This is a genomic window from Pantoea sp. ANP04 (assembly GCF_041982285.1).
GTDB lineage: Bacteria > Pseudomonadota > Gammaproteobacteria > Enterobacterales > Enterobacteriaceae > Pantoea > Pantoea eucalypti.
Genome location: NZ_JAUTYS010000004.1, coordinates 136492 through 163061, shown reverse-complemented (window position 1 = coordinate 163061; position 26570 = coordinate 136492). Strand labels below are relative to the sequence as shown.

The following is a 26570-nucleotide window of genomic DNA, read 5'->3' as shown; positions in this document are numbered from 1 at the left end:
ACTGCACCGCATTGATGCGCAGGCAAATAATTAGCGAGATCAGCGAATACCGTTTCGGGCAGAGTAAACTGCCCGGGCACGCTACCTGCCAGTGTTAGCCGGGCAAATTTTCTTTCCGGCATCAATCTTGCTTGAGTCCTCCTGAGACACTTAATCAGGAGAAGTAAGATGAATACCCGTCGTTACCGTTACACCATATTTTCACTGCTGTTCCTGATCGCCCTGATCAATTACATCGATCGTGGCGCCCTGTCATTTGCAGCCAACGCCATTGCGACCGAGTACCACTTCAGCAAAGTCCAGCTTGGCGCAGTGCTGGGATATTTTGGCTTTGGGTATCTGTTTGGTTCGCTATGTGGCGGCTTCCTTGCCGATCGTATCGGCACGAAAAAGGTCTGGCTGCTGGCAGGTGTGCTCTGGTCGCTGCTGGAAATCGCGACCGCCTGGGCTGGAGAGTTAGGCATGGCGCTGTTTGGCGGCTCAGCCATTATGGGCTTTGCTTTGCTGCCCTGCGCATCCTGTTTGGTTTTTCCGAAGGCCCGGCCTATGCGCTGATGAACAAGGCGATCGCCCACTGGGCACCCGATAACGAGCGCGGCTTTGCGCTGGGCATCGGCCTGCTCTCGACGCAGGTTGGCGCACTGCTGACAGCGCCGATTGCGGTAGGCCTGCTGCTTCTGACCCATGACTGGCGCATGATGTTTATCCTGCTTGGGGTGTTCTCTCTGCTGGCAATGCTGCTGTTTGCCCGCACGTTCAGCGACAGCCCGGATAAAAGTCCCCACACCAGCGCAGCAGAACGCACGCTGATCCTGAGCGGTCAGCGCCGCAGCGCCGGCGATGGCGTTCCACTGCCCTGGTGGCGCTTCTTTACCAGCCGCACGCTGGTCTGCAACGCACTCGGCTACTTCTCCTTCCTTTACATCACCTTTACCCTGGTGACCTGGATGCCGAAGTATCTGCAGGATAATTTTCATTATGACCTGCACTCGCTCTGGTACGTGGCGATGATTCCGTGGAGCGGTGCCTGTATTACAGTGCTGCTGGGCGGTCGCATTGCTGATGCCCTGCTGGCCCGCTTTCGTAATTTGCGTCTGGCGCGCAATCTCTTTGCCGCAGTCACGCTGTGCGGCACCGCCTGCTGCTTTATGGCCATTCCCTATGTCCAGTCGGCAGCCGGGATTATTGCACTGATGACCCTGGGCAATGCGCTGAATGCACTGGTGAATAATGTCTACTGGTCGGTGGTGATTGATGTCACCCCGAAGGCGTCGGTGGGTACCTACAGCGGTATGACACTGGCGATAGCCAATCTGGCGGCAATTATCTCCCCGATGCTTTGTGGCTGGCTGGCGCAATATTACGGCTATAACGCCATGTTTACCGTCACCGCAGTCATCGCCTTCGGCAGCATGCTGGCGATGACGCTGTTACAGCCTGAGAAGCCTCTGGTGGCTGAGGCGCAGACCGGCACGGCGGATGTTTCAGCAGCCTGATTTAAAACGCGCAGATTCCCTGACACGCGGGTGATCACTCACCCGCGCTGACTCTCCCTGAATGCCAGCCGCCCGGCGGCTTAATCTGTCACCCCGCAGGATAAACTGACTGTTCAGGTGTGCCACGGCGATCCCAGCGGCTGGCGACAAGCCACAACAGTGCCGTCGCAAACCAGCCGACGATCCACGAGACATCATTACCGGCAAAAATCCAGGTCAGCGATCCGTGATGCAGCGGATTATCGATAAACGGCAGTTGCACCAGCACCCCCAGAAAATAGACGGTAATACCGGCAAGGTTCCAGCGTCCATAGCGTCCGTCCGGCTGAGACAGCGCCGGGACATCAACGCTGCCTTTGGTGATCAGATAAAAATCGGTCAGGCTGATCGCGCTCCAGGGCACAAAGAAAGCCAGCAAAAAGAGCAGGAAGTGCGTGAAGGATTTCAGAAAGGCCGGTTCACTGAGGAGAGCAATAACGCAGGCCAGCGCCACCATCAGTACCACAAACAGTATGCGCCCGCCGCGACTCAGTGTGGTCTGCTGACGGAAGCCAGAGACAATAGTGGTCAGTGACATAAAACTGCCGTACGCATTCAGCGTGGTAAAGGTGATTTTCCCAAAGCAAATGGCGAAATAAATCACCATAGCCATGGTTGTTGTGCTGCCCATACTCACGATGTAACCGACCTCATTGCCTGCAAACGCACTTCCGGCAATGGCCGCGACGATCACGCCCAGCGTCATTGACGCCTGGGTGCCCAGTACGGTGCCCAAAAATACCGCGCTGAAGAGTTTCTTCGCAGAGACATCTGCTGGCAGGTAGCGCGAATAGTCCGAGACATAAGGACAGAAGGCAATCTGCCAGGAGGAAGAGAGAGAGACCGCCAGCAGAAAATTTGCCGGGGTAAAGTGCTGATTCTGCCACACGGCGGATAAATCATGCGTAGTGAACAGCGTGATAAACAGATAAGCAAAGGCTAACACGCCAATGACGCTCGCCACCTTCCCCAGTTGATGAATCACGCGATAGCCCAGCACCGCAATGATCACGATGAGGGTGCTGAACAGGATCATCCCGGTTGCATTGCTGACACCGACAAGTTTAGCCAGGGCCTGCCCCGCCAGGACCGTCCCGCTGGCTGAAAACCCCACATACATCATGCAGACCAGCACCAGAGGAATCACGGCACCGAAGACGCCAAACTGCATACGGCTGGTGATCATCTGCGGCAACCCAAGACGCGGACCCTGGATCGCATGCAACGACATGATCGCTGCACCCAGAATCTGTCCCACCAGTAAGCCGATTAGGGACCATATGACATCGCCGCCCAGTACCACGGCCAGCGCACCCGTAACAATCGCGGTAATTTGCAGGTTGCCACCAAACCAGAGCGTGAACTGGCTAAAAGGATGACCATGCCGTTCACGCAATGGGATGTAATCAATAGAACGGGTTTCTGACAGGCGCGGTTTCTCTGCGCCTGAATAATCTGATACGGATGATTTGACCGACATAGATTCCTCGCTGAAACGGTAAGAGACGCGTTAACGGAAAGCGTGATTTGCCCTATCCCTGGTTGCAATTACATGTCTATACAATTAGCGAGAATGTCATGCACATCTGAAAGTTACAAGGCAACCTGTCATTGGAAAATGTGATGATATCGACAGGCTGATAACGCCGATCGGGATCGCGTGCGATGCCAGGTAGGTCAGGCTCAGCGTGCAGGGAGGAGGCGATACTCCGACGGTTAACCCTCAGCAACGACCCGCTGACGATGGCAGTCGGCGGGATCCAGTTTCTGCCCCTGAGACGAGTAAACTTCAAGACGCGGCAGCGGTTTGCCTTCCGCATTATCCAGCAACACCGAGTGGGTCTCGCCCTTTTCAAACAGATAGCGTTCGCCCCACTGGCGCATAGCCACCACCACCGGAAACAGTGAACGGCCTCTTTCGGTCAGGACATATTCGCTGTAGGCGCTGCCATCCGAGGCCGGCGCAATCTCAAACACCCCAATCTCCACCAGCTGCTTCAGGCGCGACGCCAGGATATTTTTCGCCAGCCCTAAGTTGCGCTGGAAGTCACTGAATCTGCGGACGTCATCAAAGGCTTCACGCACGATCATCATGCACCAGCGCTCACCTATAGACTCCAGGGTTCTTGCAACCGGACACTCGCTGGTTCTCAGGGATTCCTGCTTAGCCATTTTTATTCTCTCACTCTGCCTGTCTGATGAATCCAGCTTAGCCACCTTGAAAAGAAGTTGCAAAAAAAAACCAGCTCGATCAATGATAATGTCAATCCAGTTTCAAATAAAAACCAGAAGGCATAATTATGACCACGACGACATGCAAGGCTCAGGAAGCCGATCCATCGCCCGCCGCGATGCCGGTGCTCTCGCCCCGGATGATCTTTTTGTTCTCACTCACCTCTGCGCTGGCGGTCGCCAATGTTTATTCGGCGCAGCCGTTGCTGGAATTGATAGCCACCAGCCTGCAGGTTTCTCCCGGCACCATTGGCACGGTGGTTACGGTCACTCAGACCGGCTACGCCCTCGGATTACTCTTTCTGGTGCCGTTAGGCGACTGCATCAACCGCAAAAAACTGGTGCTCACCCAGCTGGTGCTTTCCGTGCTGGCGTTAACCGCCGCGGCTTTCGCGCCCGACCTGATGACGCTGCTCTGTGCGATGCTGCTGGTGGGGTTAATGGCGGTAGTCACGCAGCTGATGGTGGCCTGGGCCGCCATGCTGGCGTCACCCACGCAGCGTGGACAGGTGGTGGGTAGCGTGACCAGTGGCATCGTGATCGGCATTCTGCTGGCGCGCTTTATTTCCGGGATGATTGCCGATCTGGCGGGCTGGCGCGCGGTCTTTCTGACGGCCGCCTGCCTGTTACTGCTGATCTCGCTGGTACTGGTGCAAGTGCTGCCCGCCACAACCGGCCAGCCGCAGCGCACCCCTTACACTCAGCTGTTACTGTCGGTTTTTCGGCTGTTCCGGACGGAACCGCTGTTGCGCAGGCGAGGCATCCTCGCGCTGCTGATTTTTGCGGCCTTCAGTATGCTCTGGTCTTCGATGGTACTGCCGCTGACGGACCTGTCGCTGACTCACACCGCGATTGGGATGTTCGGACTGGCGGGTCTGGCCGGGGCGCTGGCGGCCTCCAGAGCAGGCGCTTGGGCTGACCAGGGACGGGGGCAGCAAGCCACCGGCTTCGCCCTGGTGCTGCTGACCTTCTCCTGGCTGCCGATAGCCGCGCTGCAAAGCTCGCTACTGCTGCTGATAGTCGGGGTGGTCCTGCTCGACTTCGCTATTCAGACGGTACATGTGATTAACCAGAGCCTGCTGGTGGCTGCCCGGCCCGAGGCAGCCAGTCGTCTGGTCGGTGCCTATATGTGCTTTTACTCGCTGGGCAGTGCACTGGGCGCGATTGCAGCTACCCAGCTTTACGCCCACTGGGGATGGCAGGCGGTCTGCTATGCCGGGGCAACTGCCAGCGCCTCTGCCTTTCTCTGCTGGTACGGTATGCGTCACTAATGACATTACCTCTGCAGGGCATTATTCCACTGATGGCTCGGTAAGACTCTCTGGTGTGGTGCGAGGGACAGACCGGCACAGCAGACCATTCAACAGCCTGGAAGTTATCATCCGTGACAGATATGCTTTGCGGTAAGCGACGCCAGTATTCAGAGTCTCAAGACTTCGCTATACAACGCGCGGCCGGTTCATATAGGTTATTTCTCACAGCCACCCTGTTCCAGGAGGAGCACATGCCGGAATATTGTTTTTTTAAGAAGGGACGCCAGATTACCGTGCTGGAGAGAAGCGACAGCGCAGGCGCGGCTGAACTGTCTCAGCGCGGCTACGAGAAACAATTCGAAGAAGTGACCGCCCCTGATGAAAATCGTGCGCTGGCACGTTTTCATGACATTCATAATGACGATCAGCAGCGTGCGAATGCATTTGCTCGCGGGGAAGTGTTTGCCATTTTGACCGTGGGACTGCTTAGCGTGGCGGGCTGGCTCATTTTTAAATAGGCAGACGCGCCCTCAGTCAGCGGGATAATGAGCAAATTAACTATCGTGCCGCTGGCAGAACGCGTCGATGTCGCCGTGCTGAAAGTCGGGCAGATTCGCCATCAATTTCTCCAGCGGCCAGTTCCACCAGGCAATGCGCTGAAGGCGGGCCGCAATCGCTGGGGTAAACCGCACCCGCAGTGGCCGGGCCGGCACACCGCCAACCACGCTGTAAGGCGCAACGTTTTTCGTCACGACGGCGCCCGCAGCCAGCACCGCACCATCTCCAATCGTAACGCCAGGCAGCACAATGACACCGTGACCGATCCAGACATCATTTCCGATCACTACACGGTCGGCGCGACGGGCGGCAAAGAAGCCCTGGTCCCGTCGGGCATCATGATGATAATACTCCGGGCAGTAGGTAAAGCGATGCTGAGAGGCGCGGTCCATGGGATGATTTGGCGCACCGATACGCACCTGATTGGCAATGGCGCAGAATCGCCCTACCTTGGTGTCGGCCAGGCAGCAGTGCTCGCCGACATAGGAGAAGTCACCCAGTTCGCTATATTCCAGTGAACTGTGCGCCAGGATCTCACACTGCTGACCCACGGTGGTTTCCCGCATCTTCACAGTGTCATCAATCCAGGTGTGCGCTAAACGGGCAGGTACAACGGCGGCAATGGACATATTACTCCCGGTCTGGATAAGCAGCGCCCCGGCGGCCTGCTTTTTGCCTTACCACCTTACACAACGCCGATGACAGAGAATTGACAAAGAAAAAAGGCGGAGTGGTTAGCTCCGCCTTGTTTCAAGTTCCGGTTAACCTGCGTGACCGGTCAGTTGCATAAGGGCAACGATGATCTGCAAGATGACCCGGATAAGATCCAGAATCAGCTTAGTCAGTTCCATCACTTTCCTTCTCCTTTTACAGGAGCGCGCTGTTCGGCAAACCAGGGCTTTGACTCTACCCGCCGGGTGCCTAAGCACATCTTTGTGGAGAGGGCTGAGCGGCACTCATGGTTAAAGCCACAGGCCAGCACCACCTGATGCCTGCCGGGATTTTAAAACCGTGCCCCTGGGAGCGGCCAGTCGACAATGAGGCGATGCTCAACACTCAACACCTGTATAAACATACAGCATTTTGGCGAAACTTGAAATCCTTAGCCGCACATTTTACAATCTTGTCTGTGGAGAGTGCTGAGCACCTCGTTCGCAGCGCGGTTACCAGCCGGGTAGCGAACAAAAAAATAAAGGATTTGGCGACATGCCAAATCCTTTATTTATGCCTGCTTCCTGCTTAAAAAAGCAGCACGGAACTTACTTCGCGGCGCTGATTCGCCAGACGGTATTACCTGCATCGTCAGCAATCAGGACACCGCCCTGTTTGTCGCTGGCCAGACCCACCGGCAAACCGCGCACCTGCTTCTCGTCATCCGTCAGGAAGCCCGAGACCACCGTCTGCGGCTGCCCTACTGGCTTGCCATTCTCGAATTTCACCCACACCACTTTATAGCCATTCAGCGGTGTCCGGTTCCAGCTGCCATGCTCACTGATAAACGCGCCACCACGGTATTGCGGCATGTTATCGGCGCCATAAAACAGCAGACCCAGCGGCGCGACATGTGAACTCAGGGCATAATCGGGCTTGATCGCTTTCTCTACCAGATCGGGGCGCTGCGGTTCGGCACGGGTATCCACATGCTGGCCATAGTAGCTGTAGGGCCAGCCGTAGAAGCCTTTATCCTGCACTGAGGTCATGTAATCAGGCACCAGATCGGAGCCGATTTCATCACGCTCATTGACTACAGCCCACAGCTTGCCGCTCTGCGGCTCCCACTGTAAGCCGGTTGGATTGCGCAGTCCGCTGGCGAAGATACGGCTGGCACCACTGGCTGCGTCCACCTCCAGCACCGCCGCACGACGATATTCGGCACCAATGCCGTTCTCGGTGACGTTACTGTTGGAGCCGACACCGACATAGAGCTTGCTGCCATCGGGGCTGGCTAACAGCGCCTTGGTCCAGTGGTGGTTAATCGGTCCACCCGGCAATTCTGTCACCTCTTCTGGTGCGGTGCGAATCTCCGTTTCCCCTTCGCGATAGGGGAATTTCACCAGGCTGTCAGCGTTCGCGACATAGAGCGTATTACCAATCAGCTGCATACCAAACGGCGAATGCAGATTTTCAATAAAGCGATGCTGCTCCCATTTACCGTTAACATTGCGCAACAGCGTAATGCGATTGCCGCCTTCTCCCCCTTTGCCTGACGCTTTTTGCACAATGCCCATGATCAGCTGTTTAGGCCGTGTCGTTGGCTTCGGTGGTCCGTTGGATTCCGCCACCAGCACATCGTTATTTGGCAGCACATAGACCTGACGCGGATGCTGCAGATTCTCAGCAATTTTTTCAATCTTTAACCCGTCAGCCACTTTTGGCATTTCACCCGCTTTCCAGGGCGTGCCTTCCGGCACCTGCATTGGCGGCATAAAGAAATTCTTCGCCTGCGGCAGTTCAGGGTTCGGTCCCGTCTGCTTTTGCGGATCGACCAGCGCACCCTCATCACAGCCTGCCAGCAAGGCGGTCAGGGTCAGCGCGAGCAGCGTTTTATGCGGTATGTTCATGGTGGCTCCTCCTTAAGCGCTACGCTGACGTAACGCAAGTTGCACATTCGCCAGCAGCAGCAGTGCTACCACCAGCGTCGAAAGCGTCACACCCAGCGGGATCACAGCGGCGGCATCACGGCTGTGAATAAACGCATTGACGATAGCGATCGCAATCGCCACCAGCCAGAGCCAGAAATGGCCCTTTTCCGCACTGTCACTGCCACGAAACAGATAAACCAGCGCGATGAGTCGCGGCACAATCGCCAGTATCAGTCCCAGCGCAATCAGCCAGCTGGCGGCATCCGTCCAGAACTGTACAAAGGTCTGCATGTAGAGAATGTCGAACAGCCAGGCGGCGACAAAAAAGCCCAGCGGCACAGGCTCCAGCAAGGCATAAAGCGTCACGGCAAACGCCGATCTTCCCAGGGTATTGCGCATGTTTCTCTCCATTTTTAACGTGAATGCGGATCGGGTCAGACGTCGCGCTGCTCAGAGCAACCGACGCCGCGCCTGTAAAAGATTAGTAAATCTGAAGAGAAACAGAGGGTTTATTCGAAGGGAATTGCAAATCAGGCGGATGACGTCCCTGTCATCGCCGGTCTGTCAGGACTTATCCGCGGGTAACGTGACCCAGTATCCTGGCTGGTAAGGCAGCGGCAGAAACTTCTCGTGGAAGGTGCGGAACGTGGCGTCCGGATCCAAATCAGCAAACAGATCGGGGTGCAGCCATTTCGCCAGCGCCTGAATCGCCACAAACTGATACGGGCTATCATAGAACTGATGCCAGATGGCGTGGACGTTGCCGTTGTGCGCCACCGGCAGAGTTTTGAAAGCATCGCGCATCATCAGCGCTTTCAGACGCGCCGTGGCTTCAGTGACGTTGGCACCCGGACCCACGCCGACCCATTTGCCCACGGTATTGTAGTTCTTCCAGTTCGCGCCGGTCACCACCACCGCATCCGGCTGGCTGGCGATGATCTGCTCCGGGTTAACGGTGCCGAAGGTACCAGGAATCAGATCTTTAGCGATATTGCGACCGCCTGCTATCTCTACCATCTGACCAAAGTTCTCATTACCAAACGACATGCAGCACTCGTCGCTGTAGCCGCCTGCACGGTCAATCATCACTTTCGGCCGGTAGCCGGTAAAGTTTTTCAGACGCGAGGTGACAAGGTCAATCTGCTGCTGGCGGAAGGTAATAATTTCCTGCGCCCGCTCTGGTTTATTCACCAGTTCGCCCATGATGCGGATACTTTTCTCCGCGTTCTCCATCGGGGCTTCGCGGAAATCGATAAACACAACAGGCACACCCACCGCCTGCAGTTTTTCAATCAGCTTGCCTTCATCGGTGGCAGCTTTGGATTCCAGATTCATCAGCACCAGATCGGGCTTCAGGGTTAACGCCTGTTCCACGTTGAAGGTGCCATCTTTTGCGCCACCAAAGGTCGGTAATTTTTTAATTTCCGGATAGCGTTTTTCATAAGCCTGATAACCGTCCCAGTCCGCTTTATGCAGGTCATCACGCCAGCCAATCACCCGCTTAAACGGCGCACCCGTATCAAACGCCGCCAGCAGATAGATCTGACGCCCTTCGCCCAGAATGATGCGTTTTGCCTCCTGCGGCACCTCGACCTGACGGCCTGCAACATCGGTAATCATTTTGGCCGAAGCCGTCCCGGCTAACGTCAACAGCCCCAGCGCTAAAAACCATTTTTTCATTGTAAAAACCCGCACAAATGATAATGAGAATTATTAATGTAAAACGGCGTTACTATTACCTAAAACCGGGGTCAGGGGAAGTCATCCAAATAAATGTTTTTGCAGCGCGGCGTTAACAGGCTGAGAAGAGGGTAAACAATGCTCCCTCCGGGCACAAAAAAGCGCAGCGTGTCGCGGCTCACAAAACGCGCATCTTTCGTGAATATGCTCACAACGGCCTGGGCGGCTGCACATATTTTAGCCATTAATCGTATCGTTTTGGCTAATGCGTTAATGAATTGTGATCGCTAAATTTAAAATGAAACAGCGTTTTAATAATTCATCAGGACAGCCTGCCACAGGAGCTTAACCGTGAAGATCAGCGCCATTGATGTCACCCTTTTTACTTATCCCACCCAGCGTTGCGCCGACAGCGCAGGACACTCTCATCCGGGTCCGGAGAATGATGCCCAGATGGCGTTACTGACCCTGACCAGCGAGGATGGCGACTGCGGTTACGCCTTTGCGCCGCCGGAAGTGGTTCGTTCTCACGTGGTTAATGCCTTCTTCCGCAAGGTGCTGATCGGTCAGAACGCCTTTGACCGCGAGCGTCTGTGGCAGGACCTGGTGCACTGGCAGCGCGGCAGTGCCCACCAGCTCACCGAACGGGCGCTCTCCGCTGTGGAGCAGGCACTGTGGGATCTGATTGGGCGCAAACTGAAACAGCCGGTCCACAAGCTGCTGGGCGGCTATCGCGAGAAGATCCCGGCTTATGGCAGCACCATGTGTGGCGATGAGCTGAAAGGTGGTTTATCGACGCCCGATGAGTATGCACAGTTTGCTGAAAAGCTGGTGGCGCGCGGGTATCAGGCGATCAAGCTGCACACCTGGATGCCGCCGGTCTCCTTTGCGCCCAGCCCGGCCATGGATATCAAAGCCTGCGCGGCAGTGCGCGAAGCGGTCGGCCCTGATATCGCACTGATGCTGGATGGCTACCACTGGTATAGCCGAAGTGACGCGCTGACCATCGGCAAGGCACTGGAAAAACTTCATTTCGCCTGGTTTGAGGAGCCAATGGAAGAAGAGAGCATGGCCTCTTACGCCTGGCTGGCGGACAACCTCTCTATTGACGTGCTTGGCCCGGAAAGTCTGGGCGGTAAACATCACAGCCGTGCCGACTGGGTTCGCGCCGGCGCGTGCGACATTCTGCGTGCGGGTGCCAATGGCGTAGGCGGCATCTCTGCCACGCTGAAAGTGGCCAGTCTGGCTGAAGCCTTTGGTATGGATTGTGAAGTCCACGGCAATGGTGCAGCAAGCCTGGCGGTGGTCGGCGCGATTCGTAACTGCCGCTGGTATGAGCGCGGCCTGCTGCATCCCTTCCTGGATTATGAGACGCCGCCTGCCTACCTCAATAGCCTGATTGATCCGATGGACGATCAGGGCTTTGTCACCCTGCCCACGCGAAACGGACTGGGTGAAGATATTAATTTCAGCTGGATTGAGACTCATACGCTGAATCGCTGGTAAATCGCACTTCCGAAAGTACGGCAAACAATAAGAACCCCGTTACCGCGCACCTCTGACGACGCGGTAAACGGGAAAAAACCTCTGACCTGCTGGACTTCACTTATGACCCTGACACAACGATGTGGCGCGTGGCTGATCACGCTGGTGGTGCTGACGGGCAGCGCGTCTATCCAGGCAAAAACGCCGGATGACCAGCTAATCGTCGGCATGAACATGAATAACCTGCTCACCCTGGATCCGGCCGCCATGACCGGCAACGAGGTGGTCGGCATAGTGGTGAATCTTTATGACGGCCTGGTTGAGCTGAATCCGCAGCAGCTCACCGAAGTGCGCCCGGCGCTGGCCGAACGCTGGTCAGTGAGCCCGGATAACCGCACCCTGACCTTTCACCTGCGTGACAACGTCAGGTTTCATTCCGGTAATCCGCTCACCAGCGCCGATGCGGTCTGGTCGATGCGGCGGGTGCTGCATCTGAATCTGGCGCAGGCTTCAGTGTGGAAATCGTACGGTTTCAGCCGCGAAAACGTTGACCAGATGATCACCGCCCCCGACGACCGCACGCTGGTGATCACACTTCCTAAGCCAAACGATCCGCAACTGGTGATTTACTCGCTGGCGGCGCTGGGCAGCATGGTGGTCCTGGACCGCAAAACGGTGCAGCAGCATGAGGTTGATGGCGACTGGGGCAACCGCTGGCTGACCACGCATGAAGCGGGTTCCGGCCCGTTCCGGCTGGATGTCTGGCAGGCAAAAGATGTGCTGCGGATGAGTCGCGCGGCAGACTACTGGCGCGGAGAGGCAAAAATATCGCGGGTGGTGTTCCGCCACCTTCAGGAGTCGCAGACCCTGCGGCTGATGATGGAGAAAGGCGACCTGGATATTGCCAGTAACATGGCGATCCCCGACGTGCGCGCCCTGCGCCACGATCCCGACCTCACCATCGACGCAGTCAGAAAAGGGACGATTTATTACCTGGCGATGAGCATGAAAGATCCGCACTTCGGGAATAGCAAAGTGCGTGAGGCGGTCCGCTATCTGGTCGATTATCAGGGCATCAATAAGAGCCTGATGACCGGCTACGGCGAACTCCATCAGCGCCCGATTCAGGCCGGGATGCCCGCCACGCTACCCGACCCCGGTTACCGGCTTGATGTGCCGCGTGCCCGGGCATTGCTGGCTGAGGCGGGTTATCCGGACGGCTTCAACACCACGCTGCGGGTGCTGGCCGATCAGCCGTTCCTGAATATCGCCATCGCGGTGCAGTCAACGCTGCTGCAGGGCGGGATTCGCGCAAAAATCATTACCGGCACCGGCAACCAGATTTATGGCGCGATGCGCGATCGTCAGTTTAATCTGCTGGTCGGACGCGGCGGCAGCGGTGTAGAGCCGCATCCCCACTCCAGCCTGCGTTCGCTGGTCTACAACCCGAACAATGCGGACAGCGCCCGGCTGACTAACTTTCAGGGCTGGCGCACCGGTTTCTACGACGCGCAGCTTAACCGCATGATCGATCAGGCATTGGTTGAACGCGACAAATCCCGTCAGCAGCAGGACTATTTCGCCATCCAGCAACGCTATGACCAGCTGGTGCCTGCGCTGATGCCGATTTCACAAATGCTCGACTCCGTGGTGGTCAGTAACCGGGTGCAGGCGTATCAGCCCCATCCCTCCGCGACCACCTTTCTGCGCGACGTCTGGAAAACCCCTGAAGCCCTGGCGGGAGGCACCCCATGATTCTGACCCTGACCCGACATCAGTGCCGTCGCATCAGCCATCGCGCGGTGCAGGTGCTGATTACCCTGTTCGGCCTGCTGCTGCTGACCTTTTTTATTGGCCGGGTAATGCCGCTGGATCCGGTGCTGGCGATTGTCGGCCCCGACGCCGATCAGGCCACTTACCAGCAGGTCTACCACCAGCTCGGCTTTGATAAACCGCTGTGGGTACAGTTTGGCATCTACCTTAACGCGCTGCTGCATGGCGATCTCGGCCATGCGCTGCTCACCGGTCAGCCGGTGGTATACGACATTCTGCGCGTCTTTCCCGCCACAGTAGAGCTGGCCACGCTGGCAATTGTGATTGGTGCGGGCCTCGGCGTACCACTGGGTGTGCTGGCGGCGGCACGCCGTAACAGCGTCATCGACTATGTGGTGCGGATGCTCAGTCTGGCCGGTTACTCCACGCCGATCTTCTGGGTCGGCATGATGGGCCTGCTGCTGTTCTATGCCCATCTCGGCTGGGTCGGCGGCGCAGGACGGGTGGATTTCAGCCTGGATGGCATTGTGCCCCATCGCACCGGCTTCATGCTGATCGATGCCCTGCTGGCCGGCAACAGCCAGGTATTCTGGAACGCACTCAACCATCTGGTACTGCCCGCCTCGCTGCTGGGTTTTCACTCTATGGCCTACATCAGCCGCATGACGCGCAGCTTTATGCTGGCGCAGCTCTCGCAGGAGTTCATCCTGACCGCACGGGTCAAAGGCCTGACCGAATGGCAGGTGATCTGGCAGCACGCCTTCCGCAACATCCTGGTGCAGCTACTGACCGTCGTGGCGCTGGCCTATGGCTCGCTGCTGGAGGGCGCGGTACTGATCGAAACGGTCTTCTCCTGGCCCGGCTTTGGTTCTTACCTCACCGGCAGCCTGATGCTGGGCGATATGAATGCGGTGATGGGCTGTGTGCTGGTGGTGGGCCTGATTTTTGTACTGCTTAACCTGATCTCCGACCTGCTCTATCAGGTGTTTGATCCGAGGACCAAAGTATGACGATCTCCTTTGACACTGCCTCTGTAAGTCACTCCCGCGAGCGTCTGGCACGCTGCCAGCGGTTTGCAGCCCGCTGCGGCTATTTCCTCTGGCGCATGGCCTGTAATCCCCTCACCGCCATTGGCGGCGGCATTGTGCTGCTGCTCTGCATCGTCGCACTGTTTGCGCCCTGGATCGCGCCATATCATCCGCTGATTCAGGATCTGAACAACGCCCTGACACCGCCCGGTGCAGCCCACTGGTTTGGCACCGACGAGTTTGGCCGCGATATCTTCAGCCGTCTGGTCTGGGGCGCGCGCATCACGCTTTACATTGTACTGCTGGTGTCGGTCACTGTCGGGCCACTGGGCCTGCTGCTGGGCGTCACCGCCGGTTACTTCGGCGGCAAAGTCGATAGCGTGCTGATGCGCGTCACCGATATCTTTATCTCCTTCCCGAGCCTGGTACTGGCGCTGGCGTTTGTTGCCGCCCTGGGCCCGGGTCTGGAGCATGTGGTGATTGCCATTACGCTCACCGCGTGGCCGCCTATCGCCCGTCTGGCGCGCGCCGAAACGCTGTCGCTGCGTCAGGCGGACTTTATCTCAGCGGTCCGTTTACAGGGCGCATCGCCGCTGCGGGTGCTGTGGAAACATATTATTCCGCTCTGCCTGCCGTCGGTGATTATCCGCATCACCATGAATATGGCGGGCATTATCCTCACTGCCGCCGGGCTGGGATTTCTCGGGCTGGGCGCACAGCCGCCCGATCCGGAATGGGGCGCGATGATCGCCAGCGGCCGCACCTACATGCTTGAGTGCTGGTGGGTGGTCACCGTGCCCGGTCTGGCGATCCTGATTAACAGCCTGGCATTTAATTTCTTAGGAGATGGCCTACGTGACCTGCTTGATCCCCGCAGTGAGTAACGCCACGCCGTTGCTCGACGTGCGCGATTTGCACGTGAACTTTATTAACGGACGCCAGGCAACCCCGGCGGTGCGCGGCGTCTCTTTTCAGCTCGGTCAGGAGAAGCTGGCGATAGTCGGCGAGTCTGGCTCCGGTAAATCGACCGTGGGTCGCGCCCTGCTGCAGCTGCATCCGGCGAAGGCGCGCATTGAGGCGAGCCGGATGCAGTTTGGCGATATCGACCTGCTGCACGCCAGCCCGGCGCAGATGCGCGCCATTCGTGGCAAACGCATCTCAATGATTATGCAGGACCCGAAATATTCGCTGAATCCGGTGATTCGGGTTGGTGAGCAGATCGCCGAGGCCTGGCGTAGTCATCATCGCGATCAGAAATCGGCAGCACGTCAGCGGGCGCTGGCAATGCTGGAGGAAGTGCAGATCCGCGATCCAGAACGGGTTTATCAGCTCTATCCTCATGAGATTTCCGGCGGTCAGGGTCAGCGCGTGATGATTGCCATGATGTTGATCACCGAACCGGAACTGGTGATTGCCGATGAGCCTACCTCTGCGCTGGATGTCTCAGTAAGACTGCAGGTGCTGGCACTGCTCGATGATCTGGTGAAAGCGCGCGGACTGGGGCTGATTTTTATCAGTCACGATATCAATCTGGTGCGCAGCTTTTGCGATCGGGTGCTGGTGATGTATGCCGGGCGCGTCGTGGAGTCACTGGCCGCCTGTGACCTCGATCGCGCACAGCATCCTTACACGCAGGGACTGCTGGCGGCGCTGCCCGACCTTGATCACCGCCGCACACGCCTGCCAGTGTTACAACGTCACGCAAGCTGGTTAACCGATTAAGGAGTGGTGATGATTAATGTAAAAAATCTCAACCTCAGCTTTGGCGATGAAGGCGCGCGGAATCAGGTGCTGTTCGACGTAAATCTGCAGGTTAATCAGGGTGAAATCTTCGGGCTGGTCGGTGAATCTGGCTCGGGCAAAACCACGGTGCTGAAGTGTCTGGCGGGGCTGTTCACTCACTGGCAGGGAGAGCTGATGATTGATGGTCAGCCACTGGCGCATCACATCGTTCGGGCGCGCTGTCGGCAGGTGCAGATGGTGTTTCAGGACCCTTACGGTTCGCTGCATCCGCGTCACACGCTGGGCGACATTCTGGAAGAGCCGTTGCAGATTCAGGGTATCGGGCAGCGTCAGCAGCGGGTCGTGGCGATGCTGGATAAAGTCGGATTGAACCGTGCCTGGCAGACGCGTTATCCCCACCAGCTATCCGGTGGTCAGCGTCAGCGCGTGGCAATTGCCAGGGCGCTGATTCTGGAGCCACGCGTGCTGCTGCTGGATGAGCCGACCTCCGCACTGGATGTTTCGGTGCAGGCAGAGATCCTGAATCTGCTCAGCGATCTGCAGCAGCAGGAGAACCTGACTTATCTGATGGTGACGCACGATCTTGGCGTGGTGGCGCATCTCTGCCATCGCGTAGCCGTCATGCAACAGGGCAAAGTGCTGGAGACGCTGGATGTGCCGACGCTGGTGGCCGATCGCGCCGCAATGCCCTATACGCGGATGCTGGTGGAAGCGAGTCGCCACAATCATGCGGCGCTGGCGCAGCCGGGCTGAATATCAGCGGGTATCTGAAAAGAATCAAAAAAGGCCGGCTGGACCGGCCCTGTGATATCGAATGCGTTAGTGGGTCAGCTGACGCACAAAGGCAACGATCTCCTGGTTTTTGCCATGCTCAAACAGGCACTGCTGGAAACGCGGGCCGCTGACGGCGGTGCGAACCAGTTCAGGATCGATGGCACGCAGGGTATCAAGGTAGTTCTCTTTGATCACCGCAGCCTTGACCTGATTCAGCAGACCGGCGTTTCGCACCTGCGGCTCTTTGCGCTCTGGCGGATAGCCATTGCCCTTCTCGCCCGTGAACGCTTTTTCAAAGATAAAGCGCAGGTTCAGCTCAGCGCCCCAGCCAAAACCTTTAGCAAATGGCAGAGATAAGGCATTGCCGTTGTTGATTTGAGCGAACAGGTAAGCATCCGCCGGATCGATACAGTAGCCACAGACCACGCCCGGATGGATGTTAAGCGACATCAGCGCGCCCTGGCCGGTGCCACAGCCCGCAACGACAAAATCCACTGCCTGGCTGTTAAGCAGCACGCTGGCCTGGATGCCGAGGTGAATGTAGGTCAGATGATGATCCTGCTCATCGCTCATCCCGACGTTGAAGACCTGATGGCCCAGCGGCTGCGCGACGCCTTCCAGTTCTTTCAGCACGGTAACGTTTTTAGCGGCCTGACTGTTTTCCATCATTAACGCGATTTTCATGATCTACCCTCGTAAAATAAATGAAACACCGTTTCATTTTAGAGAAAAACCATTAAAGTGCATGGATTAATTCACCCTGGTGCTGTGAGGCCCATCACAAAACGGCCATTGCAGCGCCCACGACTGCTTGAGGACAATGATGTTTATCTACCACAAAGAGCGACCACTGGAAGATCTGGGTAACGGCGTGACCCGCCGCGTACTGGCACATGGCGGCACAATGATGGCAGTTGAAGTGCGTTTTGAAAAAGACGCCATCGGTCCGCTACATCATCATCCCCATGAGCAGCTGACCTATGTGCTGAGCGGACGCTTTGCCTTCACCATCAACAGTGAAACCCGGGAAGTTGGCGCTGGGGACACACTCTATAAAGCACCCAATGTGGTTCATGGCTGTGTCTGTCTTGAGGCTGGCGTGCTGCTGGATACCTTTACGCCACAGCGCGAAGATTTCCTGACCACGCAATAGTGCAGGCGGCCCGGCGGGCCGCCTCATGAACTGCCGCATGAATGCCCATTTTGCCTGCACGAAAAATTTGACTTAAAACGCGTACAATTTTTCCACCATTCCCTTCCCAGCTAACTGAATGATTCACCACAGTTTCCCCTCAGGCCGCGCTGCGCTTAGCTTCCTGTAAAAAATCATTCGGGCTCACTTCTGTACAAAATGAAGATCGTTGTATAAGTTTAATGACAACGCCAGTTCGTTTTTTAACCCGTAAAAGGATAATAATATGCCGATGCAAAACACCCTTACCTTGCCGCTGAATCACAACGCGCCGGTTAATAGTGAGTTCCGTTCATCCTTTGCTGCATCTGAGCAGGATAAACTTAATTTTCTAATCGAAGAGTTACTGGAAGCGGGCAAGGAAAAAAGCTGTATGGAGTTACTGCGTCATCTGGCCTCTGCGGACAGTGCTGAAGAAGAAGCCTGTTGCCGTGAACTGCTGACGTTGCTGATGGCCCAAAAATGAAGTCTGTGGCTGGCTGTTCAGCACAGATTCAACACCGGGCATTACCACGAAAACCCGCCTGACCGTATTTCCCCGTTCAGGCGCGTCACCTCTGCTGAAAAGCTGCCGCTTTTTTGCACCGTAATTTACACCGACGCGAATATTGATAGCTGATAGCTGATATACGTGTACGACCTTGTTAAACCGACCCGACGACTCTCATTGCTTCTCTTTCAACTCTTTTGTTAGCCTTAATCTTCCCGATTTATTATCAGGTTCCACAGGCGTGCTATGACCATGACCTCTTTCTCCGCCACGCTGCATCTGCTGTGTGGAAAAATAGCGTCCGGGAAATCGACGCTGGCAGCACAGCTGGGTGCTGCGCCCGGTTACGTAGTGATCAGCGAAGATCAGTGGCTGGCCGCACTCTATAAGGATGAGATGCAATCGGTGGCTGATTACGTGCGTGTTGCGGCAAAGCTCAGGAAGGCGATGACGCCGCATCTGGTCGCATTGCTTAACGCAGGCGTATCGGTTGTGCTCGATTTTCCGGCCAACACCCGGGGGAATCGTGACTGGATGCGCTCGGTGATTGAGGCATCCTCTGCCGACCATCGCATGCATTACCTGGATGTGCCGGACGCGCTGTGTAAAGCGCGTCTGCACGCCCGTAATCAGAGCGGCGAACACGCCTTTGCCGCCACGGACGAGCAGTTCACGCTGATTACCCGCTATTTTGAACCGCCGCAGGAGGAGGAAGGCTTTAACCTGGTGCGGCACAGTTAACATCTTCTGCAAATTTACGAGAGATCGAGTGCCGCAAGCACCTCAGCAATCTGCTGGTTATCCGCATCAGAGAGTGGCAACAGCGGACGCGGCAGGCAGTCGCGTGCCGTCAGTCCCAGCAGACCTGCTGCGGCATTCATCACCCTGAAGCTGCCGCCGTGCTGGCGGAACAGCGACCACAAAGGCTGCAGGCGCTCCGACTGCGCCCTGACGCTCTCATGATCACCTGCTGCTGCTGCGTCGGTCATTGCTTTCGCGACACGTGGGAACAGCCCGCCGCACACGGAATACCAGCCATCACAGCCTGCAATCAACGCATTGGCAGCAGACGCGTCGCCGCTGATGCCAACCGACACGGAAGCAGGCAGTATGTCGCGCAGTTGGGCCAGGCGATCATTTGCTGCCGATTGCGCCGCCGGAACACCGGGAATTTTTACCGACCCGATACCGGGAAGTGAGGCAATCCGGCTCAGTAACGCATCGGAGAACGTAAAATGGGTGGTGCGCGGATTGTCATAAATGCAGACTGGCACCGAGGCGTGTCGCGTCACGGTTTCAAACAGCGTAAACACCTCATCTTCTTTCAACGTCTGATACCCCAGCGGTGGCAGCAGTAAAGCGGCTGCGCCCGCCTGCTGCGCATCCTCTGCCAGCGCCAGCACCTCATCAGTATTTATCGCGCCAATGCAGATCATCACTGGAATCGCCTCCGCATGTTCAACGGCCCGCTCAGCAATGCGCCTGCGCTGTGCCCGTGTCAGCCAGGCGTAGCTGCCGGTGGACCCCAGCACGCCCAGAGAATCGACTTTTGCCTCCGTCAGCCTGCGCAGGATCCGAAGAAAGGCCGCTTCATCGGGTTTGCCATCGGCAAAAGGAGTAAGGGGAAAGGCACTGAGTCCGCTGAACATACGCTTTGCTCCATCATGAGACTGTTCGGGCTGGTTATCACCTGTACAGTCATATTTCGTCACTGGCCGAAGCATGGCTTTGCCCCGCCCGCTATTTTTGCGCTACAGCCCTTTTTGATCTTACCCAAAGGAAATAGCGATGATTGCCGTACTGTTTGAAGCCGAGGCACGACCCGAACATCAGATGCGCTACCTGCAACTCTACGTACGTTTTTCGACATCACCGTTGCCTGATGCCTCCACGCCACCTCGGTCCTGAACCTCTTTGCCCCCAGCATCGCTGACCTCTGGTCACGCCAGAATCTCCGTTTTAGACGGTAACACGCATATGAAATCTGTCACAATTCCGCAAACTTATCTCACGCACGTTAACACGAGCAGAAAAACAGCCATCCGCTTCAACTTGCTGAATAAAATAGGTTTTATATGATAACCCCCAGAAATCATGTTCCCCACACATCAATCAATGCCTTTTTTGCACTTATTTAGCGACGGGCGCTGATCCACTCTTCAGTAACAGGCGCGGCAAAAAGCGTCAAACCTTACTGGAGTTACTGATGCAAACGACCTCACCCATGACTCATCGCGCCAGGATTGGCGCCATATTTCGTGTTACCTCCGGCAATTTCCTCGAACAGTTCGATTTCTTCCTGTTTGGTTTCTATGCCACTTACATCGCCCATACCTTTTTCCCGGCCAGCAGTGAGTTCGCCTCACTGATGATGACCTTTGCCGTGTTCGGCGCAGGATTCCTGATGCGCCCGATTGGCGCAGTGGTACTGGGAGCGTACATTGATAAGGTCGGTCGCCGTAAGGGCCTGATTGTCACGCTCTCCATCATGGCGGCAGGCACCTTTATGATCGTGCTGATCCCCTCCTACCAGAGCATTGGCCTGTGGGCGCCGATGCTGGTGCTGATCGGTCGGTTGTTACAGGGCTTCTCCGCCGGAGCAGAGCTGGGCGGCGTGTCGGTCTATCTGGCGGAGATCGCTACGCCGGGCCGCAAGGGCTTCTACACCAGCTGGCAGTCGGGTAGCCAGCAGGTCGCCATTATGGTGGCGGCGGCGATGGGCTTTATCCTCAACGCCGTGCTGGAAGAGAGCGCCATCCGTGAATGGGGCTGGCGTGTTCCGTTCCTGTTTGGCTGTCTGATTGTGCCGTTTATCTTCATATTGCGTCGCAAACTTGAAGAGACACAGGCGTTCAACAACCGTCGCAGCCATCCCGATGTGAAGCAGGTGTTCCGCATCCTGCTGGCTAACTGGCAGGTGGTGATTGCCGGGATGCTGATGGTGGCGATGACCACCACGGCGTTTTACCTGATTACGGTTTATGCGCCGACCTTTGGCAAAAAAGTGCTGCTGCTCAGCGCCTCTGACAGCCTGCTGGTGACCTTGCTGGTAGCAGTGTCGAACTTTATCTGGCTGCCGATTGGCGGCGCGATCTCCGACCGCTTTGGCCGTAAGCCTGTACTGGTCGCCATGACACTGCTGGCGATCGTCACCACCTATCCGGCCCTGAGCATGCTGGCGGCGGCACCAGGCTTTTCGATGATGCTGGGTGTACTGCTGTGGCTGTCGATGATCTACGGGCTCTACAACGGCGCGATGATCCCGGCGCTGACCGAAATTATGCCCGCGGAAGTCCGTGTTGCGGGCTTCTCACTGGCCTACAGCCTGGCAACAGCGCTGTTCGGTGGTTTTACCCCGGTGATGTCAACCGGCCTGATTGAGATGACCGGCGATAAAGCCTCGCCAGGTTACTGGATGAGTTTTGCGGCAGTTTGCGCTCTGGGCGCGACACTCTACCTCTATCGTCGTACCCGCAGTGCCGTCACGCCTGCCCATGAAACTGTTAGCTGAGGAACGGAAGATGAAACTGAAAACGATGTCACTTTATGCTGCCCTGCTGTTTAGCGTGGCAGGCAGCGCCACGGCGCAGGCAAAAGAACTGACGGTAATGATCTCCGGCGGGTTTAAAGCGGCGTGGGATACGCTGTCGCCACAATTCGCAAAACAGGAAGGGATCACCATCAACACCGTTGCTGGTCCGTCAATGGGTAAAACACCGCAAGCCATTCCAGCCCGGCTGGCACGCGGTGAACCGGCTGATGTGGTCATCATGGTTGGCGATGCGCTAAGCAATCTGCAAAAAGAGGGCGCGACGCTGCCAGGCTCACGGGTTGAACTGGCGGACTCCCGCATTGGCGCCGTCATTAAAAAGGGTGCCACACCCATTAAAATCGGCAGCGAAAGTGAGTTGCGTACTGCCCTGCTGAATGCCTCTTCCATCGCCTATTCTGACAGCGCCAGCGGCAAATATGTCAGCAGTCAGCTGTTCAAACGGCTGGGCATTGAGGATCAGATTAAAGGCAAGGCGGTAGAAGTTGAACGCATCCCGGTCGCTTCCCAGGTTGCTGAAGGTAAATACGCCATCGGGTTTCAGCAGGTCAGTGAGCTGTTGCCTGTTTCAGGCGTAACCTTCATTGGTGAACTGCCGGACAAGCTGCAATACACCACTCGTTTTGCCGGTGCCGTGGTGCGCAGGTCAGCACAGCCAGATGAGGCAGCGAAGCTGCTGCACTGGCTCGCCTCGCCCGAGGCTCAGCAGGCTGTCCACGCCAGCGGCCTGCACACCGTGAAAGCGTCAAAACCGGTTAAAGTCGCTGATACTGTTCAATGATCAGGTTCTCCAGTTCGCTGGCGATATGTGACAGTATCCGGCCATTTTTGCGCAGCAGGCCCACAGTGCGTTTCACCGGTGGATCGGTTAACGGCACCGCCGTCAGCAGCGCGTGCTCGTAGCCAGGTAGCGACATGGCGGGGACGGCAGCAATGCCGAGCCCCGCCTCAACCATCCCCAGCATAGTTGTCACGTGCCGGGTTTCACAGACACAGGGCTTCTCCGGCATAACAGCCTGTAACGCCTGATCGAGCAGGTTACGGTTGCCGGAGGTTTTATCCAGCCCAATCCATTCATGCTGATAAAACGCCTGCCAGCTCAGGCTCTTTTTGCCTGCTATCGGATGGTCTCGCCTGCAGGCCGCCACGTACGGGTCATCCATCAGCGGCTGAAAATGCACATCCGGCTGCGAGCGGCTGGAAAAACTGATGCCGAAGTCAGCCTGCCCGCCAATCACCGCGTCATAGACGTTAGCCGCACTGCTGTCGATCAGTTTCACGCGTACGCGGGGATAGCGCACCTGAAACAGCCGGATGATGTTGGGCATGAAATAGTAGGCCGCTGACGGCACGCAGGCCACAGTAATCAGTCCGGTGCGGGCTAAGCTCACCTCACTCAGATCGGCCATGACCTCTTCAAAATCGGCCAGCAGCTTTTCCGAACGCTGAGCAAACGCATGCCCTTTCAGCGTCAGCGTGACGCGGCGTGTGGTCCGCTCAAACAGCTTAATACCCAGCGTGGTTTCCAGCTTATCGATGCGGCGGCTTAGCGCCGACTGTGAAAGGCAGATCGATTCCGCCGCCAGGCGAAAATTACCAAACTCCACCAGCGCGCGAAAGGCGTAGAGATCGTTGAGATCGAAATTAACCGGCATGGTTTTCTCTTCCCTTAACCTGCATCAGACTTTTGTTCATCATTTTCATCGCCTTCCGTTTGACCAAAGTCGGACACGAATCTGCTGAGCAGTTGTTCCAGCGTTTCACGATCGCTTTCCGGCCAGTGCCGGAAGACACGCTGATAAACCTGCACACGTTGCGCATCGATTTTATCCGTCATCGCTCTGCCATCCAAGGTGATTGCTGCCTCGTTAATTCTTTTGTCCTGCCGGTTTTTCTGCCGCCGGACCAGTCCGGTCTCTTCCAGTTTCGCGACCTGACGACTGACCGTGCTGTAGTCACGCCCTACCCGATCGGCCAGTTCACCCACGCCGATCGGCCCGAACCGGCTGACCTGCACCAGAAGCGGAAAAAGCGCCCGATCGAGGTCGATACCCGCCGCTTTAATCATCGCTACATCGCGCTGGGGCCGGTTAAGCGCGCCAGCAATCGTCAGCAGACAATTGTGCAGCGCATCGTATTTATGTGTATTTTGCACACTTTTCATTGACGCCATCCAGAGGCAGGAATAATGTGTGTACTTTACACTTAATTGCTTATTATTAGAAGGACAGCAACCTATGAAAGCAGCCATCATTCGTCAGGCCGGTCAGAAACCACACTATGGGGATTTCCCCACTCCTCAGCCCGCTGAAAACCAACTGCTGGTTCGCGTGAAAGCCGCCGCCATGAGCCAGCTGGTCAAAGCACGGGCGGCAGGCACGCATTACAGCGCCACTGCGCCCTATCCTCTGGTGCCAGGCATTGACGGCACCGGTTACCTCGAAAACGGCGATGCCGTTTACTTTCTGACCTTTGGTACCGCGTCGGGCAGCATGGCGGAAAGTGTGGTGGTCAATGCCCGCTGCGTCATTCCGCTTCCTCCAGCGCTGGACCCCGTGGTCGCCGCCGCGCTTGCCAATCCAGGCATGTCTTCATGGGCCGCACTCACCCGCCGGGCTGAACTGCGCAAAGGGGAAACCGTGTTGATTAACGGCGCAACCGGCACATCCGGCCGCCTGGCGATTCGCATCGCCCGCAGTCTTGGCGCGGGCAAAATTATTGCGACCGGCCGGAACCCGGAGATACTGCAGCAACTGCTTAATGAGGGCGCAGACAGCGTCGTGACACTGGATGCTATGGCCGCTGAACTTCCTGCCCTGATGGCAGACGGCATTGATGTGGTGCTGGATTATCTCTGGGGTGAGAGCGCGCTGGCGATCATGGAAGCGGCGGTGCGAGGCGGTGATCATGTCGTTCGCTTCGTTCAGATTGGCTCACTCAGCGCACAGGAGATTCCTTTGCACAGTCATTTGCTGCGTGCATCCGGGCTGACACTGATGGGGAGTGGTCTGGGCAGCGTATCCAACGCAGACCTGATTGACTCACTGGCAGAACTACTACAGGCTGCCGGGCAGCACGGCTTTTCGGTGCCTTTTAAACCACGGCCTCTTTCTGAGGTGGATACAGCATGGGATGAAGATGACAGCCGCTGTCGAACAGTGTTTACGCTGTAGTCACCCGCGGCATCAACAGCGCGGGCCTGCCTGTCGGGTAGACTTGCCACTAACCTTCGGACGGCATCGGATGCAGAAAACGGTCAGGATAATCGGGCGTGAGAGCATGCTGCTCGCTATAGCGGCCAAACAGCTTATAGCGGTTTAACGCGATGCGGTCGTAAGCCGCGTTATTGATCACGTCCGGAAAGTGACGCAGCACCGCCAGCCCGCGCCAGGGTGCTGGCAGGTGCTGCATAACACGGAAAACCGCCTGCGCCCGCAGCCAGTGCTGATTACCGTCAATGTAGACAAGGGTGCTGATATTCTCTTCCGGCAGTCCGGCCCAGCGCAACAGCGCTTTGCCCTGCTCGCTCTGCACCGAGGCAAAACGGACCTGCCGCGCCAGATGGTGGCGCAGCAGAAACTGAACCCAACCATTACACAGCTTACAGACGCCGTCATAAAGCACGGCGCTTTCACCGGTTTGCAGATACGGGGGCGACGACATCCTGCAACTCCTCACTCCTCTGATGATGAGCTGAAGTGTAGCGGGTTCTGGTCAGTTGCTGTTGCAGCCAGTGGATAACGGCAGCGTGATCCTGGGCGCAGGCATCCACCTCAAACAACGGCCCCAGCGTCATTGGCCTGGCCTGTTGTGCCAGCTGATGAAGTTCAGGCAGGTACTCAGCGCCTGGATGCCCCGGCAGTCGCTGGGTCAGTCGCGCCTGATAGCGCGCCACCGCCACCTCCGGTTCAATCTTCAGCCACAGCTCAAGCACCTCTTCGACGCCCGCCTGTTGCAGTCCCTGCTCCAGCAGCGCGCGCGGCTGAAAACCAAACCAGGCATCGATCAGCCAGACCTGACTGGCGGGTGCCTGTTCGACGATGTTCCAGATCGCCTGATAGGCCGCGCAGCCCAGTTGCCGGTTACGCTGCCGATCGACCGGCGCAAAAGCGTGCATAAAAGGCTCTTTCAGGCTGTCCAGCGTCAGCACCGGCCAGCCAAAGTGTTGTGATAGCGCGTGCGTCAGGGTGCTCTTACCCGACGCCGGAATGCCGTTAACCAGCACCACGCGTTTAGGGGGGATATTTTGTGTCATAGGATATCGATAACCTCCGCGACACTGCTGGCCCGACGTAACCGGACCAGCGTCTCCTCATCCTCCAGCAGCGACACAATCGCGCGGATCCCCTCTTCAATGTGGGCGTTGCTGTCGCGCGCGCCAAACATAATCACAATGTCCGCTTTATCACTGCCCTCAAACGAGATCGGTTCATTCAGCAGGATCATACTGAAACAGTCGCGGATCACCCCCGCTTCCGGCCGGGCATGAGGAATGGCAATTCCCTCCTCAAACACATAATACGCCCCATGGGCCAGGGTGTTCGCGATCACCGCATCCGGATAGGTGGCGTCGAGATAGCCGCCGCTAACCAGCGGTTCGGCGGCCAGCGCGATAACCTGACGCCAGTCCGTGGCGTCGATGCCAATCTGAATGGCGTTGGCCTCTTGCAATAACTGCTTAATCGTCATCAGCTC

Annotated in this window: 27 protein-coding genes and 1 pseudogene; 15 read left to right on the top strand and 13 right to left on the bottom strand. The window is 57.0% G+C overall.

The window, feature by feature from the left end; translation table 11 throughout:
- The first annotated feature begins 168 nt into the window (after positions 1-168).
- Positions 169-1496, top strand: a pseudogene (locus tag Q7C21_RS07610) (MFS transporter).
- Between the two features lie 88 nt (positions 1497-1584).
- Here the strand turns inward: Q7C21_RS07610 and Q7C21_RS07605 are convergent.
- Both Q7C21_RS07605 and Q7C21_RS07600 read right to left on the bottom strand, forming a co-directional pair.
- Complete coding sequence (locus Q7C21_RS07605; RefSeq protein ID WP_003853564.1) at positions 1585-3015, bottom strand: cytosine permease; 1431 nt, start codon at positions 3013-3015, stop codon at positions 1585-1587.
- A 236-nt stretch (positions 3016-3251) separates the two neighbouring features.
- Positions 3252-3707, bottom strand: coding sequence for a helix-turn-helix domain-containing protein (locus tag Q7C21_RS07600; protein WP_008925175.1), 456 nt, complete (start codon positions 3705-3707; stop codon positions 3252-3254).
- A gap of 128 nt (positions 3708-3835) precedes the next feature.
- Between Q7C21_RS07600 and Q7C21_RS07595 the strand changes: the two genes are divergently transcribed.
- Together Q7C21_RS07595 and Q7C21_RS07590 are read left to right on the top strand one after the other, a co-directional pair.
- A complete protein-coding gene (locus Q7C21_RS07595) occupies positions 3836-5038 on the top strand; it encodes an MFS transporter (RefSeq protein WP_192377578.1) in 1203 nt (400 codons plus the stop codon).
- Positions 5039-5271: 233 nt separating this feature from the next.
- Positions 5272-5538: a hypothetical protein gene (locus Q7C21_RS07590; RefSeq protein WP_008925173.1), complete on the top strand. Its 267-nt coding sequence runs from the start codon at positions 5272-5274 to the stop codon at positions 5536-5538.
- A gap of 36 nt (positions 5539-5574) precedes the next feature.
- Here the strand turns inward: Q7C21_RS07590 and Q7C21_RS07585 are convergent, their stop codons facing one another.
- From Q7C21_RS07585 to Q7C21_RS07570, 4 genes are all read right to left on the bottom strand, one after another.
- Positions 5575-6207, bottom strand: a complete 633-nt coding sequence (locus Q7C21_RS07585) for a DapH/DapD/GlmU-related protein (RefSeq protein ID WP_039660257.1) — start codon at positions 6205-6207, stop codon at positions 5575-5577.
- Between the two features lie 630 nt (positions 6208-6837).
- Positions 6838-8139 (bottom strand): sorbosone dehydrogenase family protein, encoded by a 1302-nt coding sequence (locus Q7C21_RS07580; protein ID WP_003853556.1) that lies wholly within the window; start codon positions 8137-8139, stop codon positions 6838-6840.
- A 12-nt stretch (positions 8140-8151) separates the two neighbouring features.
- A complete protein-coding gene (locus Q7C21_RS07575) occupies positions 8152-8559 on the bottom strand; it encodes a DUF2231 domain-containing protein (protein ID WP_003853554.1) in 408 nt (135 codons plus the stop codon).
- 165 nt (positions 8560-8724) lie between these two features.
- On the bottom strand, positions 8725-9840 hold the full coding sequence (locus Q7C21_RS07570) for an ABC transporter substrate-binding protein (protein ID WP_003853552.1): 1116 nt from the start codon (positions 9838-9840) through the stop codon (positions 8725-8727).
- A gap of 351 nt (positions 9841-10191) precedes the next feature.
- Between Q7C21_RS07570 and Q7C21_RS07565 the strand changes: the two genes are divergently transcribed.
- From Q7C21_RS07565 to Q7C21_RS07540, 6 genes are all read left to right on the top strand, one after another.
- Positions 10192-11346, top strand: a complete 1155-nt coding sequence (locus Q7C21_RS07565) for a mandelate racemase family protein (RefSeq protein WP_375150575.1) — start codon at positions 10192-10194, stop codon at positions 11344-11346.
- Positions 11347-11448: 102 nt separating this feature from the next.
- Positions 11449-13080, top strand: a complete 1632-nt coding sequence (locus Q7C21_RS07560) for an ABC transporter substrate-binding protein (RefSeq protein ID WP_375150574.1) — start codon at positions 11449-11451, stop codon at positions 13078-13080.
- Complete coding sequence (locus Q7C21_RS07555; RefSeq protein WP_140033457.1) at positions 13077-14108, top strand: ABC transporter permease; 1032 nt, start codon at positions 13077-13079, stop codon at positions 14106-14108. Before Q7C21_RS07560 ends, Q7C21_RS07555 begins: the two co-directional genes overlap by 4 nt.
- A complete protein-coding gene (locus tag Q7C21_RS07550; protein ID WP_003853540.1) occupies positions 14105-15010 on the top strand; it encodes an ABC transporter permease in 906 nt (301 codons plus the stop codon). Before Q7C21_RS07555 ends, Q7C21_RS07550 begins: the two co-directional genes overlap by 4 nt.
- Positions 14982-15848 (top strand): ABC transporter ATP-binding protein, encoded by an 867-nt coding sequence (locus tag Q7C21_RS07545; RefSeq protein ID WP_008925168.1) that lies wholly within the window; start codon positions 14982-14984, stop codon positions 15846-15848. Before Q7C21_RS07550 ends, Q7C21_RS07545 begins: the two co-directional genes overlap by 29 nt.
- A gap of 9 nt (positions 15849-15857) precedes the next feature.
- The gene (locus Q7C21_RS07540; RefSeq protein ID WP_033762966.1) at positions 15858-16622 is read left to right on the top strand and encodes an ABC transporter ATP-binding protein; all 765 of its coding nucleotides are present in this window, start codon (positions 15858-15860) and stop codon (positions 16620-16622) included.
- 66 nt (positions 16623-16688) lie between these two features.
- Here Q7C21_RS07540 and Q7C21_RS07535 read toward each other — a convergent pair whose 3' ends face one another.
- Positions 16689-17327: an RpiB/LacA/LacB family sugar-phosphate isomerase gene (locus Q7C21_RS07535; RefSeq protein WP_003853539.1), complete on the bottom strand. Its 639-nt coding sequence runs from the start codon at positions 17325-17327 to the stop codon at positions 16689-16691.
- A 139-nt stretch (positions 17328-17466) separates the two neighbouring features.
- On the opposite strand from Q7C21_RS07535, the gene Q7C21_RS07530 reads away from it, so the two are divergent.
- From Q7C21_RS07530 to Q7C21_RS07520, 3 genes are all read left to right on the top strand, one after another.
- Entirely contained in the window at positions 17467-17796 is a 330-nt protein-coding gene (locus Q7C21_RS07530) for a cupin domain-containing protein (protein WP_110411418.1), read from the top strand.
- Between the two features lie 265 nt (positions 17797-18061).
- Positions 18062-18301: a hypothetical protein gene (locus Q7C21_RS07525; RefSeq protein WP_008925164.1), complete on the top strand. Its 240-nt coding sequence runs from the start codon at positions 18062-18064 to the stop codon at positions 18299-18301.
- A gap of 270 nt (positions 18302-18571) precedes the next feature.
- Positions 18572-19066 (top strand): ATP-binding protein, encoded by a 495-nt coding sequence (locus tag Q7C21_RS07520; RefSeq protein WP_008925163.1) that lies wholly within the window; start codon positions 18572-18574, stop codon positions 19064-19066.
- A gap of 14 nt (positions 19067-19080) precedes the next feature.
- Here the strand turns inward: Q7C21_RS07520 and Q7C21_RS07515 are convergent, their stop codons facing one another.
- The gene (locus Q7C21_RS07515; RefSeq protein ID WP_375150573.1) at positions 19081-19974 is read right to left on the bottom strand and encodes a dihydrodipicolinate synthase family protein; all 894 of its coding nucleotides are present in this window, start codon (positions 19972-19974) and stop codon (positions 19081-19083) included.
- A gap of 554 nt (positions 19975-20528) precedes the next feature.
- Here Q7C21_RS07515 and Q7C21_RS07510 point away from each other — a divergent pair.
- Together Q7C21_RS07510 and Q7C21_RS07505 are read left to right on the top strand one after the other, a co-directional pair.
- The gene (locus tag Q7C21_RS07510; RefSeq protein ID WP_375150615.1) at positions 20529-21836 is read left to right on the top strand and encodes an MFS transporter; all 1308 of its coding nucleotides are present in this window, start codon (positions 20529-20531) and stop codon (positions 21834-21836) included.
- Between the two features lie 10 nt (positions 21837-21846).
- Positions 21847-22656 carry a molybdate ABC transporter substrate-binding protein gene (locus tag Q7C21_RS07505; RefSeq protein ID WP_375150572.1) on the top strand — a complete coding sequence of 270 codons (810 nt, stop codon included), beginning with the start codon at positions 21847-21849 and terminating at the stop codon, positions 22654-22656.
- Here Q7C21_RS07505 and Q7C21_RS07500 read toward each other — a convergent pair.
- Together Q7C21_RS07500 and Q7C21_RS07495 are read right to left on the bottom strand one after the other, a co-directional pair.
- The gene (locus Q7C21_RS07500) at positions 22631-23530 is read right to left on the bottom strand and encodes a LysR family transcriptional regulator (protein ID WP_003853527.1); all 900 of its coding nucleotides are present in this window, start codon (positions 23528-23530) and stop codon (positions 22631-22633) included. The two genes, Q7C21_RS07505 and Q7C21_RS07500, sit on opposite strands and share 26 nt — an antisense overlap.
- A 14-nt stretch (positions 23531-23544) precedes the next feature.
- Positions 23545-24039: a MarR family winged helix-turn-helix transcriptional regulator gene (locus Q7C21_RS07495; RefSeq protein ID WP_105099195.1), complete on the bottom strand. Its 495-nt coding sequence runs from the start codon at positions 24037-24039 to the stop codon at positions 23545-23547.
- 73 nt (positions 24040-24112) lie between these two features.
- On the opposite strand from Q7C21_RS07495, the gene Q7C21_RS07490 reads away from it, so the two are divergent.
- Positions 24113-25048, top strand: coding sequence for a zinc-binding alcohol dehydrogenase family protein (locus Q7C21_RS07490; protein WP_008925159.1), 936 nt, complete (start codon positions 24113-24115; stop codon positions 25046-25048).
- 49 nt (positions 25049-25097) lie between these two features.
- Here the strand turns inward: Q7C21_RS07490 and Q7C21_RS07485 are convergent, their stop codons facing one another.
- The 3 genes from Q7C21_RS07485 to Q7C21_RS07475 are packed head-to-tail and all read right to left on the bottom strand — an operon-like array spanning position 25098 to position 26564.
- The gene (locus Q7C21_RS07485; protein ID WP_008925158.1) at positions 25098-25538 is read right to left on the bottom strand and encodes a thiol-disulfide oxidoreductase DCC family protein; all 441 of its coding nucleotides are present in this window, start codon (positions 25536-25538) and stop codon (positions 25098-25100) included.
- A complete protein-coding gene (locus tag Q7C21_RS07480; RefSeq protein WP_003853517.1) occupies positions 25507-26130 on the bottom strand; it encodes an AAA family ATPase in 624 nt (207 codons plus the stop codon). The genes Q7C21_RS07485 and Q7C21_RS07480 overlap by 32 nt, the downstream gene beginning before the upstream one ends.
- Positions 26127-26564 (bottom strand): PTS sugar transporter subunit IIA, encoded by a 438-nt coding sequence (locus tag Q7C21_RS07475; protein ID WP_008925156.1) that lies wholly within the window; start codon positions 26562-26564, stop codon positions 26127-26129. The genes Q7C21_RS07480 and Q7C21_RS07475 overlap by 4 nt, the downstream gene beginning before the upstream one ends.
- Positions 26565-26570 lie beyond the last annotated feature (6 nt).